Source organism: cf. Phormidesmis sp. LEGE 11477 (genome assembly GCF_015207105.1).
GTDB lineage: Bacteria > Cyanobacteriota > Cyanobacteriia > Phormidesmidales > Phormidesmidaceae > Phormidesmis.
The window spans coordinates 1-15,637 of sequence record NZ_JADEXO010000048.1 but is presented as its reverse complement, the minus strand read 5'-3'; the positions used below and the strand labels follow the sequence as shown (position 1 = coordinate 15,637).

Annotated in this window: 10 protein-coding genes; 7 read left to right on the top strand and 3 right to left on the bottom strand. The window is 49.6% G+C overall.

The window, feature by feature from the left end:
* Window positions 1–9: 9 nt before the first annotated feature.
* The 3 genes from IQ256_RS14935 to bchH form a co-directional block, all read right to left on the bottom strand.
* Window positions 10–2,556, bottom strand: a complete 2,547-nt coding sequence (locus IQ256_RS14935; protein ID WP_193856346.1) for an ATP-binding protein — start codon at window positions 2,554–2,556, stop codon at window positions 10–12.
* A 580-nt stretch (window positions 2,557–3,136) separates the two neighbouring features.
* Window positions 3,137–3,514: a RidA family protein gene (locus IQ256_RS14930; RefSeq protein ID WP_228024904.1), complete on the bottom strand. Its 378-nt coding sequence runs from the start codon at window positions 3,512–3,514 to the stop codon at window positions 3,137–3,139.
* Window positions 3,515–4,267: 753 nt separating this feature from the next.
* Entirely contained in the window at window positions 4,268–8,068 is a 3,801-nt protein-coding gene (gene bchH / locus IQ256_RS14925) for a magnesium chelatase subunit H (protein ID WP_193856345.1), read from the bottom strand.
* Window positions 8,069–8,443: 375 nt separating this feature from the next.
* Between bchH and IQ256_RS14920 the strand changes: the two genes are divergently transcribed.
* From IQ256_RS14920 to nifH, 7 genes are all read left to right on the top strand, one after another.
* Window positions 8,444–8,785 carry a type II toxin-antitoxin system HicB family antitoxin gene (locus IQ256_RS14920; RefSeq protein ID WP_193856344.1) on the top strand — a complete coding sequence of 114 codons (342 nt, stop codon included), beginning with the start codon at window positions 8,444–8,446 and terminating at the stop codon, window positions 8,783–8,785.
* A 212-nt stretch (window positions 8,786–8,997) separates the two neighbouring features.
* Window positions 8,998–9,216, top strand: coding sequence for a type II toxin-antitoxin system VapC family toxin (locus IQ256_RS29680; protein ID WP_228024903.1), 219 nt, complete (start codon window positions 8,998–9,000; stop codon window positions 9,214–9,216).
* Between the two features lie 1,130 nt (window positions 9,217–10,346).
* The gene (gene nifB / locus IQ256_RS14910; protein WP_193856342.1) at window positions 10,347–11,795 is read left to right on the top strand and encodes a nitrogenase cofactor biosynthesis protein NifB; all 1,449 of its coding nucleotides are present in this window, start codon (window positions 10,347–10,349) and stop codon (window positions 11,793–11,795) included.
* 12 nt (window positions 11,796–11,807) lie between these two features.
* On the top strand, window positions 11,808–12,212 hold the full coding sequence (locus IQ256_RS14905; RefSeq protein WP_193856341.1) for a 4Fe-4S binding protein: 405 nt from the start codon (window positions 11,808–11,810) through the stop codon (window positions 12,210–12,212).
* A gap of 69 nt (window positions 12,213–12,281) precedes the next feature.
* Entirely contained in the window at window positions 12,282–13,475 is a 1,194-nt protein-coding gene (gene nifS / locus IQ256_RS14900) for a cysteine desulfurase NifS (RefSeq protein WP_193856340.1), read from the top strand.
* Window positions 13,476–13,534: 59 nt separating this feature from the next.
* Entirely contained in the window at window positions 13,535–14,419 is an 885-nt protein-coding gene (gene nifU / locus IQ256_RS14895; protein ID WP_193856339.1) for a Fe-S cluster assembly protein NifU, read from the top strand.
* A gap of 211 nt (window positions 14,420–14,630) precedes the next feature.
* Window positions 14,631–15,506, top strand: a complete 876-nt coding sequence (nifH, locus tag IQ256_RS14890; protein ID WP_193856338.1) for a nitrogenase iron protein — start codon at window positions 14,631–14,633, stop codon at window positions 15,504–15,506.
* The last annotated feature ends 131 nt before the right edge of the window (window positions 15,507–15,637 follow it).

The following is a 15,637-nucleotide window of genomic DNA, read 5'->3' as shown; positions in this document are numbered from 1 at the left end:
GTTTTAACTCTAGTCTCCGTCTGTCTGCTGGATATCTGTCTGTTGAATATTGGTCGCTGTCGTCAAATGTTGATTTAGCTGTCGTTCAATCTCTTCTGAGCGAAACTGACGAGCCAGCTTTAAAAGAGATTCGGCGAAAGGTCCGTAGGTGCTGTCACCGTCTTTTAGGTCTTCGAGGTGCGATCGCAACTGTCGAACTCGGTTTAGCTTCGCCAACTGCAGCAGCGCCTCTAACGTCTCGCCCGGTGGTACAACTATCTCGCCATCAGCAAAGATGCGATCGTCTGGAGCTTCCTCAGATGTCTCTTTCGCGTTTTGGTAGATCCAGCGTAATGGCAGGTATTTAGCAAGTAACTGAAAGAGTTCTGCTGACTCTACCGGTTTAGGTAAAAAATCATTTCCCCCCTGCTTCAGTGCTAGCTGCTGATCGGCCTGTGCGACTGACGCGGAAGACACAAGTACGATAGTTTGGTTCAATTCGTCTGTCTGTCGAATTTGGCGCAAGCACTCAGTTCCGTCCATGACTGGCATGCTCAAGTCCATAATCACCAGATCAGGGGCTTGAGCATGCAGCATATCCAGGCAAACTTGACCATTCTCGGCTTCCAAAAGCGTAAATCCCAAGGGCGCTAGCAAACCGGATAGAACGGCGCGGTTTTCCCACCGATCGTCTACTATCAGAATGCTGTAGCGCTGCTTATCTTCCGCTTGGCTTTCATAGCCCACAATCCGATTGACTCCATCGACGGACTGCTGCTCTACCCAGGTTTCGGCGATCGGACAATTGATCGTAAAGGCAAACTCACTGCCTTCACCCGGCTGACTGTTAACAGTAATCGTGCTTCCCATCAGCTGAATGATGCGCTGGCTAATTGCTAAACCTAACCCTGTCCCTTCAGACTGCTTTTTCTGATCGCCGACCTGCTCAAAAGCCTCAAACAACTTAGTCAGATTAGCCGAGTCAATGCCCACGCCAGTGTCGATGATTTGGAAGTGTAGAGAAGTTTCAGCTTCAGAGACAGACTGAACTTCAACCTGGAGGGTAACAGTGCCCGTCTCGGTAAACTTAATTGCATTCCCCAGCAAATTAATTAGAACCTGGCGCAGGCGTTTTTCATCAACCATCACCCCTTTGGGTAATTGAGGGCTTGGCTGATAGGCGAAAGCTAGGCTCTTTTGCTCTGCCTTAATCCGGCACATCTCGACAACACTTTGCAGCAGTGAAGGCAGATGGACGGCAGTGGGGATTAGCTCAAGCTTACGGGCTTCAATTTTTGAGAGATCTAAGACATCGTTAATCAAGGTCAGTAAGTGAGAACCGCACTGATAGATAACGTTGACGCCGTCTCTCTCTTTGCCATCTAGTGTCCGTCCTAGAATTTGGGCATAGCCCAAGATGCCATTGAGCGGCGTTCGCAGCTCGTGGCTCATGTTGGCCAAGAACTCGCTCTTGGCCTGGTTCGCCAAATCGGCAGCCGCCTTGGAACGCTTCAGCTGCTGCTGTTCAAAAGCCTGCACTTGCCACAACACGGCTAGCATCGTTCCAGTCAGACCCACCACCACCACTGCCATCCAGTCTAGCGGACGTAGCTGCCCATCAATATTATGGCGCGGAATCACTAGGGCGACCGACCAGTCTGCCTGTGTCAGTGGCACATAGGCAACGTACTGTTCTTTACCGTCAATTTCAAAGAGATCAAGCCCCGATTCTTGATCCTTTAAACGTTGGGCAACCTCAGCCAAGCCCGAATCGCCATAGTCTAATAGGCTGGGCGCGGGCGACTCGATCGTAGACATCAGCTCATCATTAGGATGAACAATTGCTTCGCTTTTAGAATTTAGAGCAAATGCATAGCTCTGTTGACCATAGTCAAGACTGCCGACCACCCCTTGTATTACATCAATGCCAACGACTGCGTTGACTGCCCCAACGGGTTCACCTAACGGACTATCTGATGTCTCTTCTCCCGAGAAAGTCGGGATCGCAAACACAACAATCCGACGACCATTGGAACTGCGTGATAGCAGCGGATCGGATAAGCTATCGATCCCTGCCATTGCCCCTTGAATATGCTGGCGATCGCTTAAATCAATGGTGCCATTTTTATCAGGGGCGTCTGTGGTGTACAGCAGCATATCGGCATCGGTCATGCCTAAATAAAAGAAATCGGGCAGCCGTTTTTCTTCTAGTACTAGATAGGGCTCAATCGCCTGCCAATCCATAGTGCGAAAAGTCGGATTGTTGGCGATCGCCGCTAAAGCTGACTTTTTATTCTCGATCCAGCTATCAATCTCGTTGGCTCCCTGCTGCACCTCTAAAAAAGCTTTATCTTGCAGGTCTTGTAATGTCAGATTACGTACCCGCTGATAGCTCAAATAGCTAGCAGTACAAACAAAGACAGCCGTCCCGCCCAAAATTAGCTTTGTCCAGGCAGTCTTTGAACTGAATGGTGCAGACAAAGATTTTTGAGTAAACCCTGAGATAGCGGATAATTGCCGGAGCCATCGATCCCGCCAGTCTAGCTGCGATCGATTGAAGGGAGTGTGACCTGCCATGATTGTTTCTAAGGAGAATATAACTTGACTGTCTATACGCAGCAAACGATGCACACGAGACCGCCATCTGCAGAACTAACGCTGTGAGCGATGATGGCGGCAATAGTGATATTAAGAGTGATATTTAAGGAGAATCCCAGTCGTAATCATGCTTGCAGCGAGGAGAGCCTATCAACTTTCACTCTTTCAGCTTTCGACTGTGTATCAATAAAGTTCCCGAGGAAATAAAAGCCATAACGTAACCGCAAATAAGAGACAAAAGTTCACCATTGAGTCGTTATCAGGGTCACCATTGAAAAAAGCCACACAAGAAAATCTTGCATGGCTTTGGCTAGGTACGGGGGCTATTCTTATTGATTAACGGTCTGTAAGATTTAACTATTTATGAGAGTAACCATTGAGATAGATCTGATAAGATCTATCTAGCATCAGCTGTCGCCGTACGGCTGCTGACCGATTTACTCTATCGCAGTCTCTATTCGCTAACTGGCGCATAAAAAGTACCCTCTACTTCAACAATGTCGTCCTGATTGAGTCGATCCACTTCAATAATGGTACGCGGTGGATAGGGGCCTTCACCCTAAAGTTCTTCTTGAATCTGATTGACTATGGGCCTGTAGCGGTACATGTCGGTGACATACACAACTAGCCGTACGGCATCGCGCAGGGTAGCACCCTCTGATTCTGCAATGAGCTGCATGTTTAAAAATGCCTGCCGCACTCGGCCTTCATCATCGGGCACTAGGGCGTTAGCCTCAGGGTCAATTCCTCGCATTCCCGCTACGAAGACATAATCTCCTGCCCGCGTGCCCAAACTCCAGGTAGCAGTGGGAACAATACCACCCTCTGGGGAAAGGGTCCTAACCCCGTTAGGAGAGACATAATCTTGGGCAGCGATCGGGCTTGCAGTCACTAGTAAGCTCGCGATTGTAATCGTCGAAAAGGCAATCAGTTTCATGGATGTATATGTTGTCTTATTCAAGGAACTGTAGATAGTTACCAGGGCACAGTTTGTGCTTTTTGATACAGAGTATATCTAGAAAGACACTGATTCCACTCACAATTATTCTACAGCTAAAATTATGACAATCGGCTCAATGCGTTGTCTCCTCTTCACTTCAGCCTCGTTGAATGCATCGGTAACGAGGATTAAAATCCAGCGGCGATGTGAACCTTTAAGTGTTCGTATTGCAAAGGTTAAATTCCGGTAAACCTTTGTAAGGTGAGCGCTTCTGACAGGCAAGCCGAGGAGTATGCTGTAAGGCATGAGGTTGCAAAGACTTCTAGCCGTTACAGCTTCTAGCCGTTACCCAAAGGAGATTAAAGATAGATAATTGTATTCGTTTCATCTCCGACGTAGAACTCATTCGAGTTGCTGGTGATATTTCCTTTTACTAGTAGCCAGAGAGGTTAAGCACTGAAAAGACAACAGTCATTCAGTCGTTCTCTGAATAATCTCAAACAATTCAAAGGAAAAAGCTCACTACATTTGCTTTGAGTCCTATTGTCACTGTAAAACTATTGAAAAAGAAAGTTCTTTTGGAAGAGCGGCTTGTCAGGTTGACGAGCCGCTCTTTTTGCGTTGGTATCGGCACCAGCTTGCTGCGAGCTTGTAATATGAAATCCTGTTAATTACTCATTAAATGTGTTCGAGCGCGATAACCGAACCCTGAGCGTAGTCGTTCGACGGGTTTATTTGTTCGCAATGCCTTTAGCTGACGCCTTCTAGGTCTTGATCGGCTAAGTCGTACAGAGATTGCAGTTTCTCTAATCGATCTTCATCGGGGGTCCACCATCCTCGACCGTGGGCCTCAATCATCCGCCCTACCAGATTGCGGAATGCCTCTGGGTTTGCCTGTCGCAGCTTGGTCGCCATTTCTGCATCAAACGCATAGGTCTGCGCCGCCTGGTCATAAACCCAGCTATCTTTGAAGCGGGCCGTACCACCCCAGCCAACCAGTGCGGTCATCCGCTGAGAGATTTCGTAGACACCGCCTGAGCCTTGCTCGGCCATAGCTTCAGCCCATTTTGGGTTGAGTAGCTTGGTGCGATACTCCATTCGCAGCAGATCTTCAAGCTTTCGCGGCGTCGTGTCTTTGGAAAAGCTTTCGACAAAGCTAGCGGTTACGCGCTGACCTTGGCGAGCTTCAGCGGCTTGCTTGAGTGCGCCCGTGTTGGCGTAGTATTCTTGAATATCGGTGAGACCGTATTCTACAGAATCAATTTGTTGTACCACTCGGCTCGTGCTTTTGAGCAGCGTCTCAAGAATTTCTGGGCGGGCTTGGCCCTTGTCTTGACGGCCATAGCTAAAGGTATTGCGATCGCACCAAGTTTTACCCAGCTCATCTGCCGATTCCCAATTAGAATCCACCACGCGATCGTTCACTAGTGAACCATAGTCTCCAGCCGGATTAGAAAACAGCCGCGCCGAAGCATTCTCTACCCCTTGAGCCTGTAGCGCGAGCACATGTTTACGAATAAAGTTTTGTTCAATCGGCTCATCTGCCATAGCCGCGCGCTGGAACAGATCATCCAACAGTTCTAGAATATTCACAAAACTATCGCGGAAGATTCCAGATAGATTAGCGAGTATATCAATGCGTGGATGATTGAGTTCGGCCAGGGGGCTCAGGTCATAGCGGACGATGCGCCCGGTGCTTTCTTTGATCGGCGTCGCCCCCACCAGTTCTAACAAAATGCCAAGCGATTCTCCTTTAGTTTTAATCGCATCAAGACCCCAGAGCATAACCGCTATAGTCTCAGGATATTGGCCCGTTTCAGCCAGTGCCTGAGAGAGAATTTTTTGAGCGATCGCACGTCCTCTCTCATAGGCAGCGGGTGATGGCATCCGGTAGGGATCGAGCGCATGAATATTACGGCCCGTCGGCAGCACACCTGGCCCATCGCGCAAGAGATCGCCCCCAGGCGCAGGAAGAATATATTCTCCGTTGAGTCCGCGCAGGAGATTCGTTAGTTCGTCAGGGGTTTGCAGCAGGCGATCGCGAATGAGTAGAGCTTCTTCTAGCTGCGGCTGGTCTATGCTGGAGGCACTGTCAGAGACGCTGTTAGAGAGAACATTAGAGGCGACGGCTGGTTGGGAATTGTTCTGGGAATCGTTCTGGGCATTATTCTGGGATTGCGCGATCGCAGCCTGAAGCTCAGGCGTGTAGCGATCGCCAAAGTAAGCCGACAAATAGCTTTCTAGATCTGCTTCTGTTGGTGTTGCCCCCAGCACATGCAGCCCCGATGAGAACAGTCGATTCTCCAGAGTTTGCAGATACCGATACAGCACGCCCATATACTCATCGAATACTGCTGGGCTAAACATGGTCAGCGTCTGAGCCGAAAACTCAATGCCCAAGTCACGCGCGGCTGTAAAAGGGCAGTCGGCCTCCAATCCAGAATCTACAATCTGCTTGCAAATAGCCCCTTTTAGCACTGCATTAGCCTCAGGATTCTCTCGATACTCCGCAATCAGCTCTCGCAAACTCAGCAGCTCTTTATACAGTCCGGCTCTGCCATAAGGGGGCACATTATGAGAAATCAGCACGCCATAGCCCCGTCTTTTGGCCAGCATTGACTCCGACGGATTGTTGGCGGCATAGACATAGAGATTCGGTAAGTTGCCTAGCAAAATATCCGACCAAGAATAGCCCGTATTACCCAGCGGCGAGCCCGGCAGCCACTCCGCCGTCCCATGCATGCCAAAATGCACCACCGCATCAGCGCGAAAATCTTCTTTTAACCAGCTATAAAAAGCCGCGTACTGAGGGTGCGGTGTCAGATCTCTTTCAAACATTAATCGCATCGGATCTCCGGCGATGCCCAACGGTGGCTGCACCCCAATCCACACGTTGCCCAACTGCACACCGCCTAGCAAAAAGTCTGCTTTAAAGGTTTTGATTCCTGTGCCCGTCAGCGATTGCCACTGGCGCTCTATTTTTGTTTGCTGCAAATAGCCTAACCACTTGCTGAGCTGATGCACGGATACCGTCGTTGGTATTGTCTCTCCGCCGTCCATTCCCGGCATCCATTCATCCGCCGCCTTCACCTGGGCAACAATCTCTTCCCCGCTTGCGGGCAAATCTCCTACCTCATAGCCCGCCTCCTTTAGCGATCGCAACAAGTTGAGAAGAGACTCCGGTACATTGAGCAGAGCAGCTGTACCCGTGGCCCCATATCCCGGTGGAAATCCGTAGAGAATCACAGCCAGCTTGCGTTCTGCCAAAGGCTTTTGCCGAAGGGTAATCCACTGGTTGAGGCGGCCAGTCAAGCGCTTTACCCGTTCAGGCACTAGATAGATGCGATCGCCCACCAGTCCGCCTAGGGGCACCGGATCAATCGCACCGTCTAGCTCCGGCAAGGCATATAGCACTACACTTTGCAGCCCACCAATGCCCTGGCGCGTCCAGGAATGGACATCTTGAATCAGCAGCGGGGCCGACACCACATAAGGAACATTTTTAGCGGCTAATATTCGCTTGGCCACCGCGACCTGCCGCCCCGCTTCCATCGAGCCAGCAGGCCCACCCACCAGTGGAAAGCCAATCGTCGAGACAATCGCGTCAACTTTGACAGCCCTAGAAGAGAGAGAAAGACAGGCTTTGTTCCCGAGTGCCCGCTGCGCCTGCTCGTAAGCTGTTGTCATCCAATCGCGAACGGCGACATGACCTTCTACCCCATTGATAAAAATCGGCACTGGGGTGAGATTCGCCTGCTCAAAACAGCGAATCAGCTGAGGGATATAGGGCTGGTGAGTAATCACATGCTTGCGATACAGCAAGATAGCGACCGCAGGCCGACTAGCGCCTGTTTGCAGCTCTGGCGCGCGCGCTTCTCTATACCAGTCAATATAAGCTTGAGGCGATTCAAAATAGCCGTCGTGATCTGGATGCAAAAGTCCCATATTGGGCGTTTCAATCACTGGCGGAATCTCGCCCCCCGACAAGCCAAGATACTTTTCAGCCAGAATGTTGAACAGGGCGGTGACGTTTTCGGAGCCACCCGCATTCCAATAGCCGTAGATAATCAGCCAGTTACGCAGATCTTGAACCTTGCGAGCAGGAACATATTTAAGTAGTTTGGGGCCGACCTTGAGAAAGCTAAGATAGCCTGCGAGCCGATCTTCTTCTTTGCCGCTGCCAAACTTGTTGAGAATAAATTGAACTGGCTTAGGCATGCCTGCCTTTTTCTGGCCGCTTTTTGGCCGCATCGCAAACTTCCCTAGCTGAGTAAGGGCCATGAGTTCAAGCGCAGATTCAAAGATTAGGCGAGTAGGAATATGTTCGAGGCGATCGCGTAGCCAGATCACCTGGTCGTAGTCGAAAATCAGGCTGGCGAAAAAGATGTCTGCTTTGGCCAGCGCTTGAGCAACCGCCTCTGGTTGGGTGGTGAGATCGCGATCGCAAAACACCTGAATCTCTAGATCAGGGCGGCGAGCACTAGCAGCAGCCTGTTCGTACAGGTTTGTATTGAAGGCTTCAAACCCAGCAATTAAAACGATCCGCGCCATGTAGATAGCGTCCTGATTTTATCGATTAACGATTACTAGTCTATTCAACGCAGCGAATTAGCGGCCAACCAGATTAAGAAAAGCGAACCTGCTGATTTCGAGAATGAATCAGGAGTCGGAAACGCTGACTTGCCCTAGACCAGCAAAAATCATTCATCCTGCATTGTGCTTTTTTGGGCTCTAACTTTCAGATAGGCGTTAGTTTAGCTGTACGGTAGCGTCATCTATATTTAGCCGCGATCGCCCCTCTCACTCATGGTTTCTTTTGTTCAGCAGTCTGACCGCCAGCACGTTAGTAATACAGACCCAGCCGCAGACGTAGCGCGATCAGCCACTATAGTAGAAGCAACTTGGTTAGGTAGGTAGTAACAGTATATGCAGTATCAAGTTTTGGTTCGCAAGCCTTCAGAGCAGCATTTTGTAGCTTCTGTGATGGGGCTATCGGATATGGTAGCAGATGGCAAAACAGAGGAAGAGGCGATTGGTCATATCAAGGCCATGCTAGTATCTCAACTATCAAACGCTAAGCTTGTATCGATTGACATTGATTCCGATATTGAGATCGTCGCGACAAATGGTTCTCAGCCCGATTGCGTGCAAGCAGAAGATCCTTGGATAAAACGCGCAGGAATCTTTGAAGGCGACCCGACGTGGGACGATTTCTTGTCAGAGATTGAAACATATCGCAGAGAAATGGATGAAAGAACAAGTCAGTGACTTTGTATATCTTAGATACAGATCATTTAAGCCTTTTTGATCATAACCATCCGACTGTCGTGAGATGCGTACTAGCTGCGAGAAAACGTACTGCTAATAAGCTAGCTACCACAGTTATTAGCTTTGAAGAACAGTTAAAGGGTCGGTTAGCTCAAGTTGGGAAGGCAGCGGCGCAACCCACGCAGCTTGTCTTAGCCTATAAACGTTTGGCTATGACAATAGATTCATTCGTTGGTATAACGGCTTTAAATTACAGTGCAGATGCTGACAGCCGCTTTCGGGAATTTAGAAGCGTAGGCGTTCGCATCGGAACGCAAGACTTACGGATCGCTTCGATTGTTTTAGCTAGCGGTGGCGTTCTTGTAACTAGGAATCGGCAAGATTTTAAGCAGGTGCCAGGACTTTTGTTGGAAGATTGGTCGGTTGAATAGTGAGAACTCAGCGATCATGCTTTTTGCGTTTGGCTGGCGATCGCGCAAAAAGTGGAAGCACACACTTATCATTTGGCTAGTGTGTATAGCATTTGGCTACGCCTAAAGACATAGATAGCTTTGCGATGGTGACTGCGACACATCTGAATTTTACGATGAGATAGGCGGCTGGCGTGAGTGGCTAGTGGATTTATCACGCCTACCTATCATGGAGTTGATTGGGGCAGTAAGCACTTTTCTCCTTATACATGTATAAATTTTCACCGTTAGAGCCTGTACAGAGCAAAATGGCAACCGCTATAGAAGCGAACATATAGCTAATTTGCTTCTGAGAATTTAGATTCTGTTACAAAGAAAAGCTAAAACTGTTGAAAAGGATACAGAAAATAAATAAGAGTCTTTAATCCAGCGCTCTATTTTGTTTCTATCTGTATCTGTTTTTACAAACCGGCTGTCTTTGAGTACTCTCCTAACAGCTTGCTTAGAGCCATACGAAATAGTCTGTATCCTTTACTCTATGGGCCATCTAGCTGAGTGCAGCAATTATCGACCCAGGGTAAATAAATGCCAGCCGATAAAGGCCAAAATACTCGTACCCCGATCTGCAAAAAATATTTTTCTCTGAATTCCAAAGGGCTACAGCGATTGAGTGCAGCGTTAATCATTCAATAAATCCTATCGACTGACCTCAGAGATAGAGCCTGTAGGCCGCTTGCTATAACTTTTTCATCGACGAACACCTAGGTCTTCAAGCATTGGTATTCGATTCCTTGATTGAACCCTTGATTGAATTCGGTGAAGTCCATCAACAAGACAACGTCAACTTCAGCTCAGTTAGAGCTTCTTTAATCCTGACGGTTTGCCTTGATGAACTCAACGGTTCAACATCAGCGGTTCAACAGTAGTGGAACACTCAATGCCAGGCCACTGTGATCTCACGCGAACTGATTTCACGCGAACTCAATCTTGCTGGGCTGCCCTCACAGGCTTACTCTCCTACTTCAAGGAGCTAGTCAAGCCGCGCACCCCCAACTCATTCGCGATTGGAACCACGCCTTGAAACCACTCCGTGGCCTAGAAGACCTAATCCCTACCCTCCCTAAACGCCTACCCTTACCACCCGCAAAGCAATGACGACGCAGCATCAAACTATTACTACAGCCACGCCGTCTAAAAAGTCTGGCGGCTGTGGCTGTACATCCACAAGTGAACCTGCTGTTAGTGAATCGCTCAAAGCCCGGATTGAAAACCACCCCTGCTACAGCGAATCAGCTCATCATCACTATGCCAGGATGCATGTTGCTGTTGTGCCAGCTTGCAACATTCAGTGTAACTTTTGCAATCGCAAATACGACTGTGCTAATGAGAGTCGCCCAGGTGTGGTTAGCGAACTGCTAACCCCTGAAGAAGCCGCTCATAAGGCGTTAGTTGTCGCTGGCAAGATTCCTCAAATGTCTGTTCTAGGAATTGCTGGCCCTGGCGATCCGCTCGCTAATCCTGAAAAGACTTTTCGCACGTTTGAACTGGTGGCCAAGCAGGCACCTGATATCAAACTCTGCCTTTCTACCAACGGTTTGATGCTGCCCGATTATGTCGATCGCATCAAAGCTCTTAATGTCGATCATGTGACTATTACTATCAATATGGTCGATCCTGCTATTGGTGAAAAGATCTATCCCTGGGTTCACTACCGCCGCAAGCGCTATCGCGGCATCGAAGGGGTAAAGATCTTGCACCAGCGACAGATGGAGGGCTTAGAAGCGCTCAGAGATGCTGATATCTTGTGCAAGGTGAATTCAGTCTTGATTCCTGGCATCAATGATGAGCATATGCCAGAGGTGAATCAGGCGGTGCGCGATCGCGGCGCATTTTTACACAATATTATGCCGCTAATCTCAAAGCCAGAACACGGTACTTACTTTGGCCTCAATGGGCAGCGGGGGCCGACGCCGAAAGAACTCAAAACTGTTCAAGATAAGTGCGCTGGTCACATGAAGATCATGCGTCACTGCCGTCAGTGCCGCGCCGATGCTGTCGGATTGCTCGGTGAAGATCGCTCTGCAGAATTCACCAAAGAGAAGTTCATGGAAATGCCAGTGGACTACAGCGCCGAAAAGCGTCAGGCCGTTCGCTCGGATATTCAACAGACCGAAGCTGCGATCGCCCAGAAAAGAGAAGCCGCCGCCAAGAAGACAGCAGCCAGCCCTGAAGCTCAATCTTCAACAGAGTCTCCTAGCGTATTGGTCGCTGTTGCCACCAAAGGCGGCGGGCTAGTCAATCAACACTTTGGTCATGCCAAAGAGTTCATGATCTATGAAGTCAACGGGGCTGATGTGAAATTTGTCGGCCATCGTAAGGTTGCTGACTACTGCCAGGGCGGCTACGGTGAGGCGGCTAGCCTAGCTGGCATCATTGACACCATTTCCGATTGCAAAGCGGTACTTGCCGCCAAGGTTGGCCCTTGCCCTCAAAAAGAGCTGCAAAAGGCGGGTCTGTTTGTTGTAGAAGCCTACGACGTAATCGAAGCGGTGGCCCGAGAGTTTTATACAGAACATGTGCTCAAGACTGTTTATATATAGAGGATTTAAACCATGACTTATGCCATCACTGAAGACTGCATTGGCTGTCAACGCTGCCTGCCCGCTTGCCCCACCAACGCAATCGAGCCAAATGGAGATAGTTTTAGCATCAATACTGATCTTTGCAACAACTGTCAGGGTTTCCATAGCGTCCCTCAGTGCTGGTCAGTCTGTCCAACCAATAGCGGCTGCGTTTCTTTATCACCTGAGTCGACTGCATTCACCTTTAGCCGCGCCCTAGAAACTTCAACAGATTATTGGCAAGCTTGGCAAGCGAACTACGACTACCGGATTTCTAAGTTAAGAGACTCTGCCCAGTCAGGCTATTGGCATGATTGGTTCGACACCTATTCTCAGACACTGCAGAAATTGCAGGCTCATCCTAAAAAGACCGAAAACGTTCCCCTAGTCCCCTAGTCTCGATTTCGCTAGTTCTTCTTTCTCTTTTTTCTTCTTTGCCCCTTTTCCTTTCTACAGAGAGCCGTGATGGTTACTTATCTAGACAACAACGCCACTACTCAAATAGATCCAGATGTTTTGACCGCAATGTTGCCTTACCTCAGCAACCTTTACGGTAATCCCTCTTCCATGCATAGCTTTGGCGGTCAGGTGGGCGCTGCGCTGCAAAACGCTCGGGCTCAGGTGGCCGCGCTGCTCGGCGCAGAAGAAACCGAAATCATCTTCAATAGCTGCGGCAGTGAAGGTAACAACACTGCCATTCATGCAGCGCTCGCCGCTCAGCCTAACAAGCGTCATATCGTCACCACAGCGGTAGAACATCCAGCCGTGCTCAATGTGTGCAAGCACCTCGAAAAAAAGGGTTACACCGTCACCTATCTCTCTGTTGATGGACGCGGACAGATCGATTTGATGGAAGTAGAAGCGGCAGTGACCGGGGGGACGGCCCTGGTGACAACAATGTATGCCAACAACGAAACCGGGGTCGTTTTTCCGATAGAACAGATTGGGGCGATCGCCAAAGAATGCGGTGCCACTTTCCACGTTGATGCTGTCCAGGCCGTCGGCAAACTGCCGATCACTCTCAAAAACAGCACTATCGACCTGCTGACGCTCTCGGGTCACAAGCTGCATGCGCCCAAAGGAATTGGAGTGTTGTACAGCCGTCGCGGGTTCCGATTTCGCCCTTTCCTACTCGGCGGACATCAAGAGCGGGGCCGCCGAGCTGGCACGCCAAACGTTGCTAGTATCGTCGCTTTGGGTAAAGCAGCGGAGCTGGCTCAGCAGCATCTGCAAACGGTAGATAGAGAAGCTAAGTTGCGTGATGCGTTAGAACAGCAGCTATTAGCGGCGATTCCAGAGTGCGAAGTCAATGGCGGTGGCACCGTTCGCCTACCCAACACCACCAATATTGGCTTCAAATACATCGAAGGTGAGGCCATTCTATTCATGCTAGACAAGCACGGCATCTGCGCCTCCTCTGGCTCTGCCTGCACGTCTGGATCGCTCGATCCTTCTCACGTACTAACGTCGATGGGCCTGCCCTATACCATTCTTCACGGGTCTATTCGCTTTAGTCTCTCTCGATTTACGACTGGGGCGGAAATTCAACAGGTGGTGAGTGTCATGCCGGCCATCGTTGAAAAATTACGAGCGCTATCTCCTTTCAACAACGATCAGTCAGAGTGGCTACAAAGCCGCGATCTTGTTCACACCGCTTAATCTCGTCGTTCATTTGTTCATCATTCATCGTTCATCGTTTACCCTTCCTAGAAACTGCCATGTGGGACTATTCTGAAAAAGTACTTGATTTATTCTATAACCCGATCAATCAGGGCGCGATCGCAGATCCTCAAGAGCCTGATGTGGCAGTGGTCTACGGTGAAGTGGGCAGCATTGCCTGCGGAGACGCGCTGCGGCTGCATCTGAGAATTCAAGAATCTACTGAAGTCATTCAAGATGCTAGCTTTCAAACCTTTGGCTGTACGAGTGCGATCGCCTCTTCATCTGCCCTAACTGAAATCATCAAACAGAAAACGCTTGATGAAGCCCTAAAAATTACCAACCACGATATCGCCGACTATCTAGGCGGTCTGCCCGAAGCCAAAATGCACTGCTCAGTCATGGGCCAAGAAGCTCTAGAAGCTGCAATCTATAAGTATCGCGGCATCGAGATTGAGCAACACGAAGATGATGACGGCACGCTGATTTGCTCTTGCTACGGCATCTCTGAGCCCCGCATTCGCCGAGTGATTATCGAGAACGATTTAACTACTGTTGAACAAGTGACAAACTATGTAAAAGCAGGCGGGGGCTGCGGTAGCTGTCAGGCTGGCATTGAAGATTTGCTCATAGAGGTGCAGCAAGAGAGAACAGCACTCTCAGCTAGAGTAACCTCAGAAGTCGCTGCTCAGGCGGCGGATAAACCGCTCACACCGATGCAAAAGATCAATCTTATTCAACAAGTCATCGCTGAAGATGTTCGACCCATTCTGTTGGCTGATGGAGGTGATATCGAGCTTTACGACGTTGATGGCGATGTTGTTAGAGTTCTACTCACAGGAGCCTGTGGCGGCTGTGAGAGCAGTAGCGAAACCTTGAAAAATTCTATTGAGGCCAGCTTGCAGACAAAAGTCTCTTCTACACTTGTTGTTGTTCCCGCTTAGGAAGAGCGACTATTTAAGTCAAGCGGTCAGCCGAATTTTTCTTAAACTTTTTATCTGACACTATGAACATCATTCATTCCACGCCAACCGTTGAGCGTTCTCCTCCGACTTCTGTTGAATAGGTAGCTTTGAACGCTCAATTCACACGAACGCTATTCACACGATAAGTCTAACCATTCCCTTCAACGAAAAACTAGGAGACTTTTGCCCTATGAGACAGATTGCATTTTATGGAAAAGGCGGTATCGGTAAATCCACCACTTCCCAAAACACGCTTGCAGCCATGGCCGAGCAAGGCCAACGCATCATGATTGTGGGCTGTGACCCGAAGGCTGATTCCACTCGCCTGATGCTCCACAGCAAAGCCCAAACCTCCGTGCTACAGCTAGCTGCCGAACTCGGCGCGGTTGAAGATGTCGAACTCGACCAGGTGCTGCAAGAAGGCTATCGCGGCGTCATGTGCGTCGAGTCCGGTGGCCCTGAACCTGGCGTTGGGTGTGCTGGTCGCGGCATCATCACCGCCATTAACTTTCTAGAAGAAGAAGGCGCTTACGAAGATCTTGATTTCGTCTCCTACGACGTACTTGGCGACGTTGTTTGCGGCGGTTTTGCAATGCCTATTAGAGAAGGCAAAGCACAAGAGATCTACATTGTTGTCTCTGGTGAGATGATGGCCATGTATGCAGCCAATAACATCGCCCGAGGCGTTCTGAAGTACGCCCAATCCGGCGGTGTGCGACTGGGCGGTCTGATTTGCAACAGCCGGAATACAGACCGGGAAGTCGAGCTGATTGAAGCCCTAGCGAGCAAGCTCAATACTCAAATGATTCACTTTGTCCCTCGTGATAATGTTGTTCAGCATGCTGAGCTACGTCGCATGACAGTGAATGAGTACGCCCCTGATTGCAATCAGGCCAAAGAATACGCAGCGCTTGCTGAGAAAATCATCAAGAACAAAAAGCTTACCGTTCCAACGCCCATCAGCATGGACGAGCTTGAAGATCTGTTGATCGAGTTCGGCATCTTGGATAGTGATGAGCAGTATCAAGAGGCGCTAGCGGCTGATAAGGAGCCCGCTACTGTATAGCTTCGCTCGGGCGGCGGATGCTAATTAGGTAGCTGTTTAGCTCTACACGCTGAAGACCCACCCCGGCCTACGGCCACCCCTCCCCAGAGGGGATTTATCCCGGCCATGATAGTCGCTGTCTCTTATACACA